The organism is Paenibacillus naphthalenovorans (assembly GCF_001465255.1).
GTDB lineage: Bacteria > Bacillota > Bacilli > Paenibacillales > NBRC-103111 > Paenibacillus_G > Paenibacillus_G naphthalenovorans.
Genome location: NZ_CP013652.1, coordinates 299,886 through 317,104, shown reverse-complemented (window position 1 = coordinate 317,104; position 17,219 = coordinate 299,886). Strand labels below are relative to the sequence as shown.

Below are 17,219 nucleotides of genomic sequence, written 5' to 3'. Positions count from 1 at the left end.
AAATCCTCCAAAATAAGGGGCTTATATCCGCGCAATTAAGCGGGTCCGTCACTAGTTCGCCATCAGGTGAACACGCTCGGACAGACGCGGGGAATTCCTCCTCAGTTGCTCCCAAGCACGCACCGCTCCAACTGAAAGCGTATCCGTCCCCAGGCTGCTGAAAGCCAGGCAGGGAAGGACAAATCGCGAGCACACGCTCAGCCTTCCCGGTATACTCGCCGCAACCGCTCCCCCGACAGCTTTCGTCGTCCAGGGGACGAAACCCCTGGGGTCCCCCTTAGGTAAGGGGGATTTAGGGGGATGTGTCACCACTCCACCCCTGCTCCACTTCCTTCAGCAGCGACTTCGCCTGCGCAACCCACTTGTCCTCCACCGGGGCATCCTTATCGAGCGGTTCCTGAAACTGATCGATCAAAGCGCCGGATACTCGCACCTGGGCTTCTTCGTCCAGCCCTTCATTATACACATGCTTCAACACAAACGGAGTACCGATTTGAACGACCGCATCCGTGGAGTCCGCATCCCCGTCCAGAACACCGTGAGTGACTTGAAAAGGAATCCGAAGCCAGACCTTGCGGCCTTCATCCAAATAACGGTCAAAGCTGCCGTGCTCATAATCCCAATTTCCGCCCAAAACAAACTCATGCTCATGCAAATATTGCCGTACCTGATCAAAATTTTCTTCGCGGTTCAACAATGACGAATCCAGGGGAATCATCCGTATCTCCTCCAACCGTTAGCAGTGTTATGGTCTATTCATAGAATGGACTACATATGGGAAAATTATGCCCATATGTATTTTCTACTCAAAATACCATGCACATGTTTGATTGGGGATCACGATGAACTCCGCATTTACCGTACGAATGAAACCTCATTGGACCATTGTCCTTATTGATACGGTCTGCCTGCCGATGTATACATCATTTTTTTCTCAAACAAGACCAATTGTATAAACCATTTTATTTTTTTTCAATACAATAAATTAAGCTGCTTTACATTTTTTTAAAGACGGGGGTAATTAACCGTGAATAGTGATAAAAGCAAAATGAATAATATCAGTTTGCTTGGCTCGGGTGCAAGACGAATTGTATATGATCTGGGTAACGGTTACGTTTTAAAAGTTGCTAAATCCAAATATGGGATCAAAAGCAACAAAAGAGAAGTAAATACTTATCGTTCATCTCCTTCTCCATTAAGAAAACGCCTTGCCGAAATTATCGATTATGGGAATCATTACCGTTGGTTGATCATGAAAAAGCATACCAGGAAATTCCCGAATTCTTCAAAACATAAACGGAATCTTTACAAACTAAGAATCATGTTTAAGTCCAATGGTATCAGAGCTTATGAGGTTCTCACCCGCCGGGGCAAACCCAATTATGAAAACTTGCGTGTAAACAGAAATGGAAAAATTGTTGTGATTGATTATGGAAATTTTAAATTTCACCGGTAAAATGCCAACCGTTGTTTTTTCCAGAAGCGTTCCCTACACTTTGATCTGTATCCTCATTTCCGCATTGGGATAATCGGCTTCTTTATAAAGCTTAATGACCTTTTCCGAATCATACCCGACCCGTTCGATCGATGTTCTCAGATGGCCTTCATAAAACGGTCCGGCGTCGCATAAAATCCGTAAATTACGCTTCCGTTCACCTCACATTCAATTTGGGTGGGCAGACCTGCCAACAAAAATGGAGTGTCAAACCGGTTGCCCGTTGCACTCCATTTTATAGAGCATTATCTTTTGGCGCTTTGAGCCGCACCCTCGCTCGGATTATTCTGGGCCGGCCGCTTTACATTATTTTCAACGACTTCTTCGGAAAATTCCGAGTCGTTTTTCTTTCTGTTTTTGTTTTTAGCCATGGTCTCACCTCCCCTACATCCGATATTGTGGATGCACCGGAAGGGTTTTATGATGGAAACTTAATACAGCAGCTCATTTTTTAATTGGTTCCAAAGGGACTGATTTATTTTCCCGCTGCCCTTTTTGACCACAAACACATTCAGCTTCTTTTTGCCCCACTCCTGATAGACCTGATCTTTGGTTTCAAAGTACAAATCGATCCGGTTACCTTTAATCGCGCTGCCCGTATCCGCTACAATTCCGTAGCCATAGCCGGGAATGTAGAGAACCGTACCGATGGGGAATACTTTCGGGTCTGCGGCAATGGTCGAAAAAGATTGTACGTCGCGGGCAACCATCATACCTGAATACGTAACGCCATACTCCGGATGTCCCGGACTCTTTCCGGTGGATTCCTTACCCGCGAAGTAACCTGTTGCGGTCACTTCCACAGCCGTATATTTCGATAAATCCTGCCCCGGATGCGGGAAAAACTTGTAATTACGAGCTTGCTTACCCTGTCCCGATTGGGTTGAAACGGGCTTGGTTTCTCCTTTAGGGCTTTCCAAGGTTACAGCCGTTTGGCTAAAACCGGAAACCGGAATCGGAATGTTACTGGCCTGAACGGGTGTAAAGCTTGTGCTGCGTAATGCTGCAGCTTGCCTTTGTTCTTGTCCAAACCATACCAATACGGACAGCATCAGCGTGATGAAACAAATCCATTTGGCATGGCTTGCGGTTTTCGTTAACATATGTGTTGTTAAACCTCCCCTTAATATAGGAGGCTATCCATATCTGAACCAATCTATACATAGGACAAATAGATCGCTATACAAAAAAAACCCGAAAGGCCCTCCATACGCCGGATCTATGTATTATTCCTGAACAATACTTTCTTTTACCTGACCATCCTCGAAAACCCGGTACTCATAGATTTTGCCGTCCTTCAGGTAAAGGAAAGAATAATGATTCACGGTTTTTTCTTCAGACCAGTCCACAAACAACTGAATGGTAACCGACCCGTTTATCAAACCATCCATATCGATGGAATCCATTTCCCCCTGATAATTGTACCCCTGCTTTGTTCCTATATCATAACGCCACATCTTATTGCCTTCCATAGCATTGGTTACTTCGGTGTAGGTTGAGCCCAGCAGCTTTTTCACTTCATCTTGGGACATGTTCATTTTCAGATTCTGCTTAATGTAATCCACATCGATCTTGCGGTCCGTGCTGGCAGCTTTCTTCGGGCTCGGTTGGGAAGCTGCACCCGCGCCAGACGGTTTGGTTTCTGTACCCTTAGCCGGCGGCGTGCCCACAGATGGGCTTGCTTTACCGGTATCGGCGTTTTTGTGCTCGGTACCCGCTTCAGGCTGTTGACTCACCGGAGGAGCCACCGTGCCAGCGTCAGCGTTTTTTTGGTCAGTGCCGGCAGAAGGCTGCGTACTAGAGGGGACAGCGGACTCGCCTTCCCTGGAGCTTTTCTCCCCGCAGCCGCTTGCGAGTACAATAGCAACCGCGATCATCAATAGAACCATCGATTTTTTCATTCATTTCCTCCTCGTATTTCTGCAAAACATGATGTACTCTTCACAATTATTAACGCGGAAACCATCCGAAAGTTGCATTTTAGATTCGCTAGTTCTTATACAAGCCCGCACTTATGCGCCGGATTGGATACGGTCGGGCGGATGCAGACGAGCGGGACCGTTTTGATTTCGGTGGTTTTCATTTAAAATGAATTCAATGAACTATTTTTATCTGAACTAAAAAAACGTTGTCCTCATGCAATCATTCAAGAACATTAACATAGCCTTTGAAATACGCCACTCTCCGGAATTACGGAACCAAAGTCCTGTTAGGAACTCGCCTCTCACATTTCTTTAGCGTCATAATAAAAAACCTCCTGACCGATGCTCACGTATGAACATCTGTCAGGAGGACGCTATCTTCAACCCTGAAACGCCGACTTTGGGGTCGTTAACGTTCGCTATCCGGGGTTGTTAATCAATTAAGTATCTATATTAAACCTCGACTTTATCGTCGCATTTCTCGGGAGTCCCCTCTTCATCCTTCATTTTGAAGGAAGAACCGCACCCGCAGGTAGCAACAGCATTCGGGTTGTGAATAGTGAAACCGCCGCCCATGCCTGCGTCCTGGTAATCAATCTCGACGCCGTAGAGGTATTTGGCGCTGTCCGGGTCTACGACTACCTTGAGACCGTTAATATCCAAAACCTTATCGTCCTGCTGCTGGGTATCGTCAAATCCCATGCCATAGGAGAAGCCGCTGCAGCCGCCAGACTTTACGCCGATACGAAGGAACAAATTCGCAGTTTCCTCCGCCGCCAGCATTTCCTTAATTTTATCGCAAGCACTTTCGCTAATGGTAATCATAATCCGTTGCCTCCCTTACATTTAAAATGTGGTCCTGCTTAAAGTATACTCCTTCCGGGCTCTTACCTCAAGGGCGCGTGATTTGCGTTTTATCTACAAAGATGGAGCTTTAGCCGCGGGGCCGAGTTTTATATGATGATAACGCAGCAATAATTCATCCAACTGCTGACTGCACCTCTGCACTTCCGGATGCAGCAAACCGAATTGAACGCCTAAGCTGACCATTCGCCCGCGAACCTCTTCTATTTCACTGGTGATAGCTGATTGTTTATCGGGACAACTCGAAACTAACACGATCGTTACACCGCCCTAAACTAGTTCTACAATGAAAAAGTATATTATATTTGGAAAGAAAAGAAAATAGGCAATGTATACATTATGCATAATTATATTAATTATTTTTATTAACGATCTTTCATAATCGATTTTGATAAACATCCACCGAATGCGTTTTTCACCGAATCATATATTGCCCAGCTTGTTCAGTAGGTTTATAATGAGAAGGATTGATGGTTGATTCCAGTCATCAAGAAGACTTCATAATATAAGGTTTTGCCGTACAGTCTTCTTCACTTGTGACAATATTCACGGACTCACGGACGTTAAAAAATCGCGTCCCAGGCTCTCCGGCCGGGGGCGCCTAAACAGTTTACGGAGGTGCAACAATGAGCATCACGACAAATTACGGGCAGCGTATGGCTGAAATCGCCGAAAAAGTGGAACACGGAGAGCGTCTATCCTTGGAGGAAGGCGTATACTTATACGAATCCGATGATTTGCTCGCCATAGGTCAAATGGCCAATAAGGTCAACCTGCGCAAGAACGGGAAAAAGGTTTATTTCGTCGATAATATGAGTCTTTACTTTACTAACGTATGCGAAGAGCATTGCGCTTTCTGTCATTTCCGCCGCGATGAAGGACAGGAAGGAGCCTATACGTTAACGCCGGAGCAGATGTTTGAATATATCGATCAGCACATTCATCCGGGTCTCCGCGAGTTTCACATCACCGGAGGGCATAACCCGAACGTGCCGTTCCAATACTATGTGGACAGCATCCGCGCGTTGAAAGAGCGTTATCCGAATGTAACCATTAAAGCTCATACCGCTGCAGAAATCGAGTTTTTTTCACGGCTTAGCGGGTTAAGCTATAAAGAAGTGCTGCAGACGCTCATCGATGCGGGATTAGATACAATGCCCGGAGGAGGCGCGGAAATTTTATCCGAGCGGTACCGCAAAAAAATGCACCTGGTCGACAAAGCCTCGACGGAACAGTGGCTCGAAGTTCACCGTACGGCGCATCAGCTCGGAATGAAGACGCATGCCACGATGCTGTTCGGATCGATTGAGACGTACGAGGAGCGTATCCGTCACTTGATATACCTGCGTGAGCTGCAGGATGAAACCGGAGGTTTTATGGTATTCATTCCGAATGCTGTGCAGCCGGCCAGTGTCAGTGCAGGTTTGAAAAAACGGGTGTCCGCATACGACAATCTGAAGACGATTGCGATCAGCCGTTTGATGCTGGATAATATCCAGCATGTCAAAGCCTACTTTATCAATCTCGGTACACAGCTTACTCAACTCGCCTTCACTTTCGGGGCATCCGACGCTCACGGAACGATTATCCAGGAGCGGATCAGCCATTCGGCCGGTGCGCTTTCGCCTGAAGGCATGACCCGCGATGAGCTGGTATGGCTGATTAAAGGCGCGGGACGCATTCCTGTAGAGCGGGATACTTTTTATAATGAGATCAAGGTTTATAACTAGGTCATAGAAAGGGTTTGCCATTGTATGAAAAAACTTGTGATTTTGGGCGGAGGCTATGGTGGATTAACCGTAGCCAAAGAACTGCTCAGTAAGGAATTGCCGTCGGACACCGTCATGATTCTGGTGGACCGGATGCCTTATCAAGGGCTCAAAACGGAGTATTACGCACTGGCAGCAGGGACGGTATCGGATTGGGACATTCGGGTGCAGTTCCCGGTCGACCCCCGGCTTATTTTAAAATACGGAGAAGTGGTCTCTGTCCTGCCGGAGCAAAAGGAAGTCCGTTTTGCAAACGATGAGACGTTGTCCTACGATTGGCTGGTCATAGCCCTCGGCTGTGTTGATCGTTATCATGGCATTCCGGGTGCCGAAGAATTCTCACATAGTATCCAGACGCTGTCCTCCACCCGGAAAACGTATCAGAACGTTAACGACATAGCGCCTTATGGCCAGGTGACCATCGTCGGCGGCGGCCTCAGCGGTGTTGAAGTCGCTGCGGAGCTTCGTGAAAGCCGGCCCGATATGAACATCCGAATTCTGGATCGAGGTGCCAGCATTCTGTCTCCGTTTCCGGGCAAGCTGCAGAGGTATGTCCGCGACTGGATGCTCGAGCATGACATTGAGCTGCGTTCGCACATCTCTCTCGCCCGTTTGGAAGGCGGCATGCTGTACAACCAGCAGGAAATCATTTACACCGACATGACAATATGGACTGCCGGCATTCAACCGAGCCCGATCGTGCAGAACTTGAATCTGCCCAAAGATGCACAAGGTCGTCTCATCATCAACGAATACCACCAGCTTCCGGATTATAACGATATCTTCGTCGTTGGCGACTGCGCCGCCCTTCCGTTCTCCCCCAGCGGTCAGGCTGCGGAGGCCCAAGGAGAGCAAGTGGCTCATGTCCTTCAAGCGATATGGAAAAACGAAACTCCCCGGCTCGGCAAAATCAAGCTCAAAGGAGTTCTCGGATCGCTGGGAAAAAAAGCGGGGTTTGGCCTGATGGGCAAGCGGACCGTCATGCTTGGAAAGGTGCCCCGCGCTATAAAGTCCGGGGTGCTTTGGATGTCCAAGAGACATTTCGGATAACCGGATTACTCACCCAGGAGATCGAACATGGCTTCGATCTCTTTTATTTTATCCTTGATAGCCGCCTCCAGTTCATCGGCCGTTGAAGCGGCGACAATCTCGCCGTTAACCAACGCAAACGGCAAAACGTAGCATTCCCCGCAATTGCCCAGGCAGCCATATTCAATCACATCGTAATCGGCGTTCTGTTCCAGTTTTTTGAACAGCTTGTCTGTGCCGTGATGCATATTATTTGTACAAAATTCAATAATAGGTCTCATAGGAAGGTAACACCGCCTTGCAGCCATTTTCATTTTTCGTTGATTGTAATATAATAAGGTAAGAAGGGAGATGATGCAAATGAGCGAAAGTACTCAACAAAGTACGGTGTACGATGAAGTGCTTGAGGTTCTAGATAAACTGCGTCCGTTTCTTCAGCGCGACGGAGGCGACGTGGAACTTGTTGATGTGGAGGACGGCGTCGTTAAACTGAAGCTCATGGGTGCTTGCGGCAGCTGCCCAAGCTCGACCATTACTCTGAAGGCCGGTATCGAACGCGCCCTCCTGGAGGAAGTGGAAGGCATAGAGGAAGTCGTACAAGTATTCTAACGGCTTGATTCCCATTCAGGCACAATAATGCAAGCATAAAGATAATGCAAGCATAAAGCCCTGAATCCCGCAGTATGCGGGTTTCAGGGCTTTTTTGCCGTGCCGTTGCCGGTAATCGCGCGAATCGGATCCAAGCCTCCGGAAATGTCCATGATGTTGCCCGTAATGAAATCAGAACGCTCCTCGCACAAAAAACGGATCACGCGGGCGATATCTTCTCCGGTTCCCGGCCTGCCGCGCGGAGATTCGTCATCATGGATGTGCTCAACCTCGCGGATCGTACGTTCCTTGTTGTCTCCAACGATATCGCCGGGACAAATCATATTAACCGTAATGCCGCTTGCCGCCTCTTCGACAGCCAATGTCTTGGTAAATGAGACCAGACCTACCTTCGCCGCGGCGTATACGGCCCGATGGGGCCAACCGCGTGCTTCCGCCGCATGACCGAAACCAAAATGGATAATGCGGCCCCACTGTTTGTTTCGCATCATAGGGATGACCAAATGGTCCAGATGCATGACTCCAAGCAAGTTGCCCTGCATCAAATCGAGTATTTCCTGAGTCTTGTAATCGCGAAACAGCCTTCGTTCGCGAATGAACGGCCCCGCATTATTAATGAGAATGTCAATCGACCCAAAGCGGCGTACGGCCTCGTCCACGAGGCGCTCCCGATCCTCCCCCCGGGCTACGTTGGCTTGAATAGCTTCGCATTTTACGCCCTTTTGGCGGATTCGCCCACAGAGTTCTTCGGCCTCTTGCTTACTGTTCACATAATTGACAATGATATCCAACCCTTGATCGGCCAGCAGGAGTGCGGTCATTTTGCCGAGCCCTTTGGCGCTTCCGGTGATGAGTGCGGTTTTCCGCTGCTGCTCCATGCTCTCGGTTCCTCCCGGCTTCATCTAACTTACCTTGCTATATCAAAGTATAGTGGATGCCGGAATTCGATTCAACTCTTAAGAACGGCGGTGCAGATAACGAAATACCTCCGCTGCCGCACGAAACGTCATTTGGCACCCTTGCTCCAAATCTTGAAGATTTTGCTGTATGTCTTCGGTCCCTATCCTTATCTGTTCGCCATATTTCGCTTCGGCCGCTTTCATCAGGTCATCCAGCAAATCCGCATTTATGGTGTGTATTTCCATGTTCCGCTGGTTGCGCAACCGGTTAAGCGGTTCATTATATTTGATTTTGAGCTCATAAAGCTGCTGTTCCAAATCTGAAAACCGCTTGTCCTTGTGCATATGGCGAAGCACGGTAAAGTAAGAAAAGCGTGATTTGACCCTTTCCGTGTGCAAAGAGAACCTTTCGTTCATGAAATGCCCCAACTTGTCCAAAACCGCAAATACACGGATCAAAGCATTGTTATAATAATATAAGTGCCGATGGTAATCATCAAGCTCCTCGGCGGACATCTGATCGGTGTATTTTTTGCTTACCTTGCGGCCAAACCGAACGGCAGCGAATTGACTTTGCTCCAAATCGTCCAACGTACGCAGGAAGCTTTGGCACCAGATGATGTACCGCCGCTCCTGTGACGACTGCCGGGAGGCAGATGTCAATGTGTACATGTATTTACGAATCGCTTGAATGGCTTCCAGCAGCAGGCCTGCGTCTTTGCGCGGCGGCTCGCCGAACATCGCTCTTAGCATAACAAATCTCCGTATATATGTGAATTTGGTCTGGTCAAGTATTACCGGGTACGTGCCGATCTATGATTTTCAGGAAAAATATTCTTTCCACCGCCGGTCCACCAGTTCCACGATATCTTCGCGCGGGAACAACTCATCAGGATACCCGGGCTTCATGCGGGCGTCGATGACAAGCGGCAGTCGATAGCCGATGTGATGGCGGTTAACCTGCGTATGAGCATAAATATCTCCCGCCGGGTTAAAGCGCGTAAATACGGTCCAAAGGAATGCGGTTTGATCTTTAACGAAGGAGGTGTCGTCCGCGAGGATGACAAGCGGCCAATCGCCAAGACGGTCTCCCGCTTGTTCCACAAGGTGCTGAGGCAGAAGCGGATCCTCCTCATAAGCCGCTCCCGAAACCACCAGACATCCCCGGCAGTAGACGGCCAGGGAACGGATCCCCGGCAGCTCTCCGCCATCGTATACGGCCGGCAGCTGACGCTGAGGCTCGCCAACGCCAAGCAGCACGGCTTTGCTCCCATGATTTAAGCGGTCACCCGTATAGTCCAGCGTATCATGCGACGTATGGTCGAAGATGAACAGATCGCGAAGCGGATCAAACCTCTCCAGTACCGTCTCCAGCAGCTTGGGAAAGCGCTCCAGCTCTACATGTTGATCCGTAACGATCAAAAACTTCGTCAGCGTCAGCTGGCCTTCGCCCAGGATACGAAACGCGGTGCCCAGCGCCTCGCGGCTGTAGCTGTCGCGGACGATGGCCGCAGCGAGCGGATGAAACCCGGTTTCGGCATAAGTCCACAAATCCTTGACTCCCGGCATGGCCATTGGAAAGGCCGGCGACAGCAAACGCTGTAAAAATTCACCGAGATAGTAATCCTCCTGACGCGGCTTTCCGACAATCGTAGCGGGGTAGATGGCATCTTTACGGTGCCACATATGACTGACCTCAAAAACCGGAAAATCATGCGTGAGCGAGTAGTACCCGTAATGATCGCCGAACGGTCCCTCGGGACGACGCAGATACGGCGCCACGGAACCGCTGATGGCGAATTCGGCTTCCGCGACCAATCGATGGCCGCCATGCGGATTTTGCACCATCGGAAGCTTTTGTCCTACGATGAGTGATGTCAGCAGAAGCTCCGGAAGATGCTCGGGCACCGGAGCAATGGCCGATGCTATCAAGGCCGGCGGCCCCCCCAAAAATACGGTGACCGGAAGCGCCTCGCCGCGCTTTTCCGCCTCATGGTAGTGAAAGCCTCCGCCTTTATGAATTTGCCAGTGCATCCCCGTCGTCTTGGCGTCATACACCTGCATACGGTACATCCCCAGATTATGATGCCCATTTTCCGGATGCTCCGTGTAAACGAGCGGCAGCGTCACGAACGGGCCGCCATCCTCCTGCCAGCTGGTCAGAACGGGCAGGCCGTCCAAAGGCGAATCGGTTTTGCATTGCTGCAGGATCGGCGCCGAATCCGGAGATACATTTTTGATTCCGATTTTGAGCAGATCCACAATCAACTGGCGCTGCTGCCACAGCGCCTTCGGTGTAGGCGGTACAAGCGTGTCCACCGCGCCGACAATCTGCTTCATCAGCTGCTCCGGCCGCGGGCCGAAAGCCAGATCGACACGCCGGCTCGTACCGAATAAATTCGTTACGACAGGAAAAGACGCTCCCTTCACATTCGTAAAGAGCAGGGCAGGGCCACCCTCGTCGATGACCCTTCTGTGTATTTCAGCCAGCTCCAAATAGGGATCCACGGGTGCAGAAATCACTTGCAGCTCATTTTCCTTACGAAGCGCTTCCAGAAAGGAACGCAAATTATCAAACCTCATATTCAGTATTTCTCCCTTCTATATAGCGGTAACAGCTCAAAATGAACAGAAGGCTTACGGCAGCCTTGGAGCCGCGTAAGCCTGCACTTCCCTGTGATCGGCCGTCTGCATAGAGATGATGGCCAAATAACACAGGATACCGAATAAACATGAGATCAAAAGCGCATGCAGCAAGCTGGCCACCAAAAACATGTCGTACCCAATGGTAAGCGTGACGAAGCCGCCGCTTAAAATTTGGAAAAATACCAGAACAAGAGACCATAGTGCCGCTTGATAAACACTGCTTCCCGGTTTTGCCTGATTCCGGATCATCAGGAACACGGCGAGAATGGCCAGACCCAGGAGCGCAGCAGCCAACCTGTGAGTAAATACAACTCCGGTTCCCCCTGTCATCTCGGGGATCACCTGGCCGTTACACAGCGGCCAACCGATACAGCCGCCGATCGATTCGGTATGGCGCACGAAAGCGCCCAGATAAACGACGACATAACTATACAGCAGGACTCCCCATATCGAAAGCCTCGCTCCACGCGACAACCGCGTTCCGTCCCCGCGGATCAACGCTTCGCCGAACTTCGTAAATACCAAATACAGCAGTAAAGTGAAGGCAAAGGACAAAAGCGAAAATCCGAAGTGCAGAGCCATGACCAGAGCGGATTGTGGCCATAAGACCGCAAACGCGCCCAGAATCGCCTGAAGCACCGTAAAAAACATCGCTCCGCCAACAAACCATTTTGCATCTTTGCGCTGGCTGTATAAAAACACCAGAATCGTCGTTGCAAGCAGAATGATTCCAACCACACCTACAACGAAGCGATGGCTGTATTCAATAAGCGACTCGATCGTATAAGCCGGTACGAAGCGTCCGTTACAAAGCGGCCAATCGTCCCCGCAGCCCCGTCCGGATTCTGTCTTGGTCACAAGCGCCCCCATCAACAGAATCAGAAACATGCCGAGCATGCTTGCAAGGGAAAGCCGCTTAAGCCATCGTTGTATATTCATTCGCTCTTCACACCCGCTTCTTCGTAAAATCCGACAATAATAGACAAGCCCTAATGTTCCAAATTACATTATAGCGATAAATGGGGATCAAATCCATGTGGAAATGTTACAAAGCAATGAAAGAAGCAAGCCAACGTCTGATGAAATGAACCGGAGAATAAAAAAACTTCCGGAGATGAATTCTCCGGAAGGATGAAACTTATGATTTCTGCAGTTCGTTCGCAACGTCAACGGCGCGATCCAGAAACTGCTCAATTTCTTCCCGGGTCTTGCGAAGCTTGCTGACAAAACGGATAAGCTCTTTGCCGTCCCGGAATGCGATGAAGCTGGGGATACCTAAAATATTCAGCTCGGAGCAGAGTTCCGGCATCTCATCGCGGTCAATATGAATAAAAGTCAGCCGGTCTTGATAAGCCGCCTCCACTTCAGGCATAAAAGGTTCGATAAAATGGCAGTCCTTGCACCACGTCGCTTTAAATACGGCAATCGTTGGCTTAGAGCCGCCGATAATCTCATTGAATCTTTGTTCAGTTGTAACGTGTTCCATGGAAAACACCGCCTTTGAATGGAAGTGATGAATCTGTTTGTTAACATTATATCACTTATAGCACTCGAAGCGGCTTCTGTCAACTTTCAACAAGACTCGTCATTTTCCATAAAAATGTATTTTACATTTATTCCTAAATGTGATATCATAAAAATATCAAATAAGTATTAAATGAATTTCATCTAAGGAGAGCTGTCTTATGAAAGAAAAAAATGCATGGGTGATTAATGGATTCCTGGGACTGCTGCTGATGCTGGCTGTCGATGCGCTCGGTCTGGTACTCTTGATGAATGAGTACATTCTGCTGGGTATTGTACTGCTCGTTGCATCCGCACCGCTGCTTTCTGCGATTACTGTCGTGCAGCCCAATCAGGCCATGGTGGTCACCTTCTTCGGAAGCTATGCCGGAACCATTCGTAAAAGCGGATTGTGGATGACCGTTCCCTTCTCGGTCCGCAAAAAGGTATCTCTGCGAGTTCGCAACTTCAACAGCGCCAAGCTGAAAGTCAACGATATTGAAGGAAATCCGATCGAAATCGCGGCCGTAGTCGTATTTCGTGTGATCGACTCAGCCAAAGCTACGTTCGATGTAGACAACTACGAGCAATTCGTGGAAATTCAAAGTGAAACGGCCCTGCGCCATGTAGCCAATAAATATCCTTATGATACCTTCGATTCAAACGGCTATTCACTGCGCGGCAACTCTGAAGAAGTGGCCGCAGAGCTCAGCCGCGAGCTGCAGGAACGGCTGTCCGTCGCCGGAGTGGAAGTCATGGAAGCCCGCTTGACTCACCTGGCTTACTCAACGGAGATCGCAAGCGCTATGCTCCAGCGGCAGCAGGCCACCGCTATCATTGCCGCCCGCAGCAAGATCGTGGAAGGCGCCGTAGGCATGGTACAGTTGGCCATCGCCCAGCTGCAGCAGGAAGGCGTTATCGAGCTTGACGAAGAACGCAAAGCGGCCATGATCAACAATCTTCTCGTCGCCATTGTATCCGACCGTTCCGCCAATCCGGTCATTAATACGGGGAGCTTGTACTAAGGGATCGCCATGGCCGCGAAAAAAAACTTTCCCCTGCGGCTCGATCCCAAGCTGTATGAAGTGCTGGAACGATGGGCTGCCGATGATTTCCGCAGCGTGAACAGCCATATCGAGTATTTGCTGCGTGAAGCGGCTGTCCGCGCAGGGCGGCTGCCCTCTTCCCGTTCTGCCGTTCGCAAGCCGCAGGAACCCGATCGCATGACGGAGGAGAACTAGTACGATAAAAGAAAAAGAATTCATGCCCAAGAAAGCCCCTATCTGTCCCAGGCGGAGTCAGATAGGGGCTCTGTTTTTACAGTTCAAAATTAGCGGACTTGGCGAATAGTAATTTGAATCATGCGCATAGTAACAACAAGGGCTGCCAAATCTTGCATCTACTGCGGCAATACGCTTGCTCCGGCAAAAAAAACCGCATCAATGCGCCTGTAAGGCGCATCGACACGGCTTAATCCATTCGTGTTTAGTCACGGGTAATCGAGACCATCTGGCTGTCTTGATCCCAGTTGACTTCAGCTCCCATACTTTCAGAGACAAAGCGTACAGGAATATAGGTGACATTGTCGACCAGCACGGCCGCTTTCTCCAACTGTTTGGCTTGCCCGTTTACCGTTGCTTCCTTGCTATCGATGGTAAGCAGGATTACTGTTCCGTTGAGATGATCCGTCACCTTCACTTGACGGGCCGCGGCGTCCCATTCCACGTCGGCATCCAGTCTTTCCGCAACGAAACGCGCCGGCACCATAACCGTTCCTTGATCGTTAAAAGGCTTGATGCTGAGGAACGGGTCGACTTCTTCATTGATGAACAATTGGATGTCTTTTTTCGTTACCTGCAAATCGTTCTTCAAGAGCTTATACAGCTGAGAATTCGGATCCAGAGAGGCAACGATTTTGCTCGGTGTGACCCGTGTTTCGTTGCCGTTCAATTCAATCACACCGCCGGTCGTATGGATTTGATTGATGGCCACCGGTTGGTTGATGTTCCACGTTTCAGCCGTTGAAGTGACTTTAATGCTCTTCAGTCCGCCTTCCAATCCTTGCGGCAGCGTCAGCAGCAATTCGGAAGCCGATTTGCGGGTCATCAGATCTTCATCGACATACATATCCATTTTGAACACTTGATTTCCGTTCAGCCACTCCTTGGCCTTGGCTCCCGCCTCGGAGGCAAACAGCGCTTCAACGGATTGATCGTAATCTGCCAGCAGCTGCTCCAGATTCGTTTTGATGAAGGTATGAATGAATTCGACAGCAAGCGTTTTGTTATTTAAATAAGGTGTGATCGCAGCGGCCGTCGGATCATTTGGTTCCGTGCCGATTTCCTGCATCATTTGTTTCACAAAAGGGACATACAGATCATACAGCGTACCGATGAATTCTTTTAAACCCTGCTCATCCGCCAGTACGTTCGTCAAAAATCCTTTGACCAGTCCGACCAGCTCTTTGCCGTAAATCTCGGCATGCACCTTTTGCAGGTTCAGGCTTTCACCGTTCACGGTTTCATTGACTTCCTCAACGGTAATCGTGTTCGGATTCGGAAGGTTGCGGGAGAAGAACGTTCCGAATGAAGGCATCGCATCGACAGCCTTCTCCGTCAGCTGCTGAAGCTGTTTTTGCAGCTCGTCGGAAAGAGGGATCGGATCGCCCGCCGGGTTCCAGGTTGAAGCATCATTACGGATCAGCAGCGGCTTCTTGGCGCCTTCGATTTGAATGATGTAATACGTGTTAGTCATCACCATTTCGAAAGGAATGCTCCCGCCGGAATAACCAAACGTTCCTTTCATGGATGCATTGAGAGGATCCTTCGCCTTATATTCGGTGATATCCAGTGTAATTTTGCTGAACAAGTCAAATATTCGCTTGTCCTCAGGGGACAGCACGGCCGATGGATCAGCCGTCAGCTCAACGGTCAGGGATTGTTTGCCCTCTGCCGATTTGACGGCAAAGGTGTTCGCGAGCGCCTTGCTGATATCGACGTTCGCCACCGGTTGACAGCCTGCGAGGATAGCAAGCACACCGATCATCATGAGAATGAGTGCGGAATTCCAGCGTTTCTTTTTCATTTGTGCCTCCTGAATTAAGGATGATTTATATTACAGCCTACAGAGTTATACGAAAATAGGGGATGAATGTTGCACTTTTTTTCAAAAAAAGGTTAGTCATTCTAATAACGGGAGGAAAAACGGAATGAACGGAGGACCCTATCGCTGGAGCGGTTTGGACCTGCTTCATAAAATCGCCGATGTCCCCCAGGAGGCCTGGCAATGGCTAAAAGCCAAAGCCCGCCTGCCCGCGCATGAAAAAAAGCTGCTCATCGCAGCTCACCGGATGGAAGTCGAAACCGCCTCCGTCGAAGCGTTGAGTAAACGTCTGCACCGGAGGCTGGACGTGGGCCCGGCTGGGGGCGCCATCACTCTTGCTCCGCAGGACAGGGAGCTTCTAGAGCGAATTGAACGGGAGCGCGACGTACACAACCGGAACAATGTGACCCGCACCGCCGCTTATTTGAATATGTACCGGGAGCACCCTGAGCTTCATTGGGCTTTGCTCGCTCATATGGTTTCGCGAAACGGCGGCTGGTACATGACCGATCTGCAGGGCGAGCTCATGCCGCTGCTGCTCGACGGGAACCAGCGGCAGGCGGTATTCGCCTTTCTCGAGCGGGCCAATGCGCTCATTTTTAGAGATGCTTACGCCCAGCTGCTTCTCTACCGGGCAAGCTTGCAGTGCCAATCGCCCCTCTTCTATCTGCTCCCTCTTTTAGGGGTCTCTTCCTTCATGCGTCCGGTCTGGGAGCTCTTTTGGGAACGCAAAGATTCCGTTGCGTTAACCATTGGTTTAATCGTTAACGAACAGAATCACATTGAACAACGAGTTGTCCAAAATCCCGTATTCCGCCATTCGGTCATCGAAACGCTGTTTTTCCAGGCCCAGTCGCTGCTGCAGCTCAATCAGATCGTTTTCCCTTATCTCCATAACGGCCGGATTCGTATGGCCGGATTAATACTGGAGAATTACAGCAGCCTGCAGGAACGAATTGAAGTTGGAAAAAAGCTGTATGCCATTTTGTTCGGCATACCTGTCGTTTCTAAGGGGGCCAGGGAATTCGCCTTCTCCACGAGTCATTCCGGATCCAGAGCGGATTATTGGCCTCATCTGTTTACCTGGACCCGCAAGCAGCCGCCTGTGCCTCGCGGCCAGCTGAAGGAGCGGCTGAACGGCTGCAAGCTTCGGCCTGGAGCCGTTCAGCTGTATAGTCCGAAGCTCGCCGACAGTTGGAAGGATTGTCCTTTATCTCCGCCGGAGCCTGGCGACTGGTTCCAAAACATGGAGGCCATGTGGCACTTCACATCAATTGAAGCGCCGATCTCCTTTGAGATGACGCAGGAATACTGCTCGGGACTGAACAAGATTGAGCTGGCTGTTCTGGCCGGCGGTCTGCTTGTATCCTCCTCCGAATGA

At 49.8% G+C, this 17,219-nt stretch carries 20 protein-coding genes; 7 read left to right on the top strand and 13 right to left on the bottom strand.

The annotated features are described in order from the left end of the window. Positions 1-292 precede the first annotated feature (292 nt). Entirely contained in the window at positions 293-718 is a 426-nt protein-coding gene (locus tag IJ22_RS01550; RefSeq protein WP_062406748.1) for a YugN-like family protein, read from the bottom strand. Positions 719-1,027: 309 nt separating this feature from the next. Here IJ22_RS01550 and IJ22_RS26205 point away from each other — a divergent pair, with 309 nt between their 5' ends. Then, complete coding sequence (locus IJ22_RS26205) at positions 1,028-1,456, top strand: hypothetical protein (protein WP_062406746.1); 429 nt, start codon at positions 1,028-1,030, stop codon at positions 1,454-1,456. Between the two features lie 284 nt (positions 1,457-1,740). On the opposite strand, the gene IJ22_RS26975 is transcribed toward IJ22_RS26205, so the two are convergent. The 5 genes from IJ22_RS26975 to IJ22_RS01525 form a co-directional block, all read right to left on the bottom strand. Continuing rightward, on the bottom strand, positions 1,741-1,866 hold the full coding sequence (locus IJ22_RS26975; RefSeq protein WP_256380582.1) for a hypothetical protein: 126 nt from the start codon (positions 1,864-1,866) through the stop codon (positions 1,741-1,743). A gap of 60 nt (positions 1,867-1,926) precedes the next feature. Further along, positions 1,927-2,598, bottom strand: a complete 672-nt coding sequence (locus IJ22_RS01540) for a 3D domain-containing protein (protein ID WP_054817080.1) — start codon at positions 2,596-2,598, stop codon at positions 1,927-1,929. 123 nt (positions 2,599-2,721) lie between these two features. Beyond that, positions 2,722-3,396, bottom strand: a complete 675-nt coding sequence (locus IJ22_RS01535; RefSeq protein ID WP_062406743.1) for a hypothetical protein — start codon at positions 3,394-3,396, stop codon at positions 2,722-2,724. 474 nt (positions 3,397-3,870) lie between these two features. Beyond that, positions 3,871-4,242, bottom strand: a complete 372-nt coding sequence (erpA, locus tag IJ22_RS01530; protein ID WP_062406741.1) for an iron-sulfur cluster insertion protein ErpA — start codon at positions 4,240-4,242, stop codon at positions 3,871-3,873. 93 nt (positions 4,243-4,335) lie between these two features. Then, positions 4,336-4,536 (bottom strand): aspartyl-phosphate phosphatase Spo0E family protein, encoded by a 201-nt coding sequence (locus IJ22_RS01525; RefSeq protein ID WP_054817077.1) that lies wholly within the window; start codon positions 4,534-4,536, stop codon positions 4,336-4,338. A gap of 371 nt (positions 4,537-4,907) precedes the next feature. Between IJ22_RS01525 and mqnE the strand changes: the two genes are divergently transcribed. After that, positions 4,908-6,011 carry an aminofutalosine synthase MqnE gene (mqnE, locus tag IJ22_RS01520; protein ID WP_062406739.1) on the top strand — a complete coding sequence of 368 codons (1,104 nt, stop codon included), beginning with the start codon at positions 4,908-4,910 and terminating at the stop codon, positions 6,009-6,011. Between the two features lie 24 nt (positions 6,012-6,035). Beyond that, positions 6,036-7,100, top strand: coding sequence for an NAD(P)/FAD-dependent oxidoreductase (locus tag IJ22_RS01515; RefSeq protein WP_062406737.1), 1,065 nt, complete (start codon positions 6,036-6,038; stop codon positions 7,098-7,100). A 5-nt stretch (positions 7,101-7,105) separates the two neighbouring features. Here IJ22_RS01515 and IJ22_RS01510 read toward each other — a convergent pair whose 3' ends face one another. Next, entirely contained in the window at positions 7,106-7,360 is a 255-nt protein-coding gene (locus tag IJ22_RS01510; protein WP_062406735.1) for a YuzB family protein, read from the bottom strand. 79 nt (positions 7,361-7,439) lie between these two features. On the opposite strand from IJ22_RS01510, the gene IJ22_RS01505 reads away from it, so the two are divergent. Continuing rightward, a complete protein-coding gene (locus IJ22_RS01505; RefSeq protein WP_062406733.1) occupies positions 7,440-7,688 on the top strand; it encodes a NifU family protein in 249 nt (82 codons plus the stop codon). An 83-nt stretch (positions 7,689-7,771) separates the two neighbouring features. Here the strand turns inward: IJ22_RS01505 and IJ22_RS01500 are convergent, their stop codons facing one another. The 5 genes from IJ22_RS01500 to IJ22_RS01480 all read right to left on the bottom strand — a co-directional run bounded on the left by IJ22_RS01500 (position 7,772) and on the right by IJ22_RS01480 (position 12,719). Further along, a complete protein-coding gene (locus IJ22_RS01500; protein ID WP_062406731.1) occupies positions 7,772-8,566 on the bottom strand; it encodes an SDR family oxidoreductase in 795 nt (264 codons plus the stop codon). A 78-nt stretch (positions 8,567-8,644) separates the two neighbouring features. Beyond that, positions 8,645-9,340, bottom strand: a complete 696-nt coding sequence (locus IJ22_RS01495; protein WP_054817076.1) for a Cthe_2314 family HEPN domain-containing protein — start codon at positions 9,338-9,340, stop codon at positions 8,645-8,647. A gap of 69 nt (positions 9,341-9,409) precedes the next feature. Beyond that, the gene (locus IJ22_RS01490) at positions 9,410-11,170 is read right to left on the bottom strand and encodes a menaquinone biosynthesis decarboxylase (protein ID WP_062406729.1); all 1,761 of its coding nucleotides are present in this window, start codon (positions 11,168-11,170) and stop codon (positions 9,410-9,412) included. Positions 11,171-11,224: 54 nt separating this feature from the next. Continuing rightward, the gene (locus IJ22_RS01485; protein ID WP_062406727.1) at positions 11,225-12,172 is read right to left on the bottom strand and encodes a COX15/CtaA family protein; all 948 of its coding nucleotides are present in this window, start codon (positions 12,170-12,172) and stop codon (positions 11,225-11,227) included. A 199-nt stretch (positions 12,173-12,371) separates the two neighbouring features. Beyond that, positions 12,372-12,719: a thioredoxin family protein gene (locus IJ22_RS01480; protein WP_054817074.1), complete on the bottom strand. Its 348-nt coding sequence runs from the start codon at positions 12,717-12,719 to the stop codon at positions 12,372-12,374. Between the two features lie 199 nt (positions 12,720-12,918). On the opposite strand from IJ22_RS01480, the gene IJ22_RS01475 reads away from it, so the two are divergent. Further along, on the top strand, positions 12,919-13,761 hold the full coding sequence (locus IJ22_RS01475; protein ID WP_062406725.1) for an SPFH domain-containing protein: 843 nt from the start codon (positions 12,919-12,921) through the stop codon (positions 13,759-13,761). A 9-nt stretch (positions 13,762-13,770) separates the two neighbouring features. Continuing rightward, on the top strand, positions 13,771-13,977 hold the full coding sequence (locus IJ22_RS01470) for a type II toxin-antitoxin system antitoxin (protein ID WP_054817073.1): 207 nt from the start codon (positions 13,771-13,773) through the stop codon (positions 13,975-13,977). A gap of 244 nt (positions 13,978-14,221) precedes the next feature. On the opposite strand, the gene IJ22_RS01465 is transcribed toward IJ22_RS01470, so the two are convergent. Then, positions 14,222-15,820: a copper amine oxidase N-terminal domain-containing protein gene (locus IJ22_RS01465; RefSeq protein WP_062406723.1), complete on the bottom strand. Its 1,599-nt coding sequence runs from the start codon at positions 15,818-15,820 to the stop codon at positions 14,222-14,224. 124 nt (positions 15,821-15,944) lie between these two features. On the opposite strand from IJ22_RS01465, the gene IJ22_RS01460 reads away from it, so the two are divergent. Then, positions 15,945-17,219, top strand: a complete 1,275-nt coding sequence (locus IJ22_RS01460) for a DUF2515 domain-containing protein (RefSeq protein ID WP_062406721.1) — start codon at positions 15,945-15,947, stop codon at positions 17,217-17,219.

Coding starts and splice junctions, on each gene's coding strand:
- mqnE (WP_062406739.1), top strand. CDS start 4,908: ATGAGCATCACGACAAATTACGGGCAGCGTATGGCTGAAATCGCCGAA.
- IJ22_RS01515 (WP_062406737.1), top strand. CDS start 6,036: ATGAAAAAACTTGTGATTTTGGGCGGAGGCTATGGTGGATTAACCGTA.
- IJ22_RS01470 (WP_054817073.1), top strand. CDS start 13,771: ATGGCCGCGAAAAAAAACTTTCCCCTGCGGCTCGATCCCAAGCTGTAT.
- erpA (WP_062406741.1), bottom strand. CDS start 4,242: ATGATTACCATTAGCGAAAGTGCTTGCGATAAAATTAAGGAAATGCTG.
- IJ22_RS01510 (WP_062406735.1), bottom strand. CDS start 7,360: ATGAGACCTATTATTGAATTTTGTACAAATAATATGCATCACGGCACA.
- IJ22_RS01550 (WP_062406748.1), bottom strand. CDS start 718: ATGATTCCCCTGGATTCGTCATTGTTGAACCGCGAAGAAAATTTTGAT.
- IJ22_RS01480 (WP_054817074.1), bottom strand. CDS start 12,719: ATGGAACACGTTACAACTGAACAAAGATTCAATGAGATTATCGGCGGC.
- IJ22_RS26975 (WP_256380582.1), bottom strand. CDS start 1,866: ATGGCTAAAAACAAAAACAGAAAGAAAAACGACTCGGAATTTTCCGAA.
- IJ22_RS01540 (WP_054817080.1), bottom strand. CDS start 2,598: ATGTTAACGAAAACCGCAAGCCATGCCAAATGGATTTGTTTCATCACG.
- IJ22_RS01495 (WP_054817076.1), bottom strand. CDS start 9,340: ATGCTAAGAGCGATGTTCGGCGAGCCGCCGCGCAAAGACGCAGGCCTG.
- IJ22_RS01475 (WP_062406725.1), top strand. CDS start 12,919: ATGAAAGAAAAAAATGCATGGGTGATTAATGGATTCCTGGGACTGCTG.
- IJ22_RS01535 (WP_062406743.1), bottom strand. CDS start 3,396: ATGAAAAAATCGATGGTTCTATTGATGATCGCGGTTGCTATTGTACTC.
- IJ22_RS01490 (WP_062406729.1), bottom strand. CDS start 11,170: ATGAGGTTTGATAATTTGCGTTCCTTTCTGGAAGCGCTTCGTAAGGAA.
- IJ22_RS01465 (WP_062406723.1), bottom strand. CDS start 15,820: ATGAAAAAGAAACGCTGGAATTCCGCACTCATTCTCATGATGATCGGT.
- IJ22_RS01505 (WP_062406733.1), top strand. CDS start 7,440: ATGAGCGAAAGTACTCAACAAAGTACGGTGTACGATGAAGTGCTTGAG.
- IJ22_RS01500 (WP_062406731.1), bottom strand. CDS start 8,566: ATGGAGCAGCAGCGGAAAACCGCACTCATCACCGGAAGCGCCAAAGGG.
- IJ22_RS01485 (WP_062406727.1), bottom strand. CDS start 12,172: ATGAATATACAACGATGGCTTAAGCGGCTTTCCCTTGCAAGCATGCTC.
- IJ22_RS01460 (WP_062406721.1), top strand. CDS start 15,945: ATGAACGGAGGACCCTATCGCTGGAGCGGTTTGGACCTGCTTCATAAA.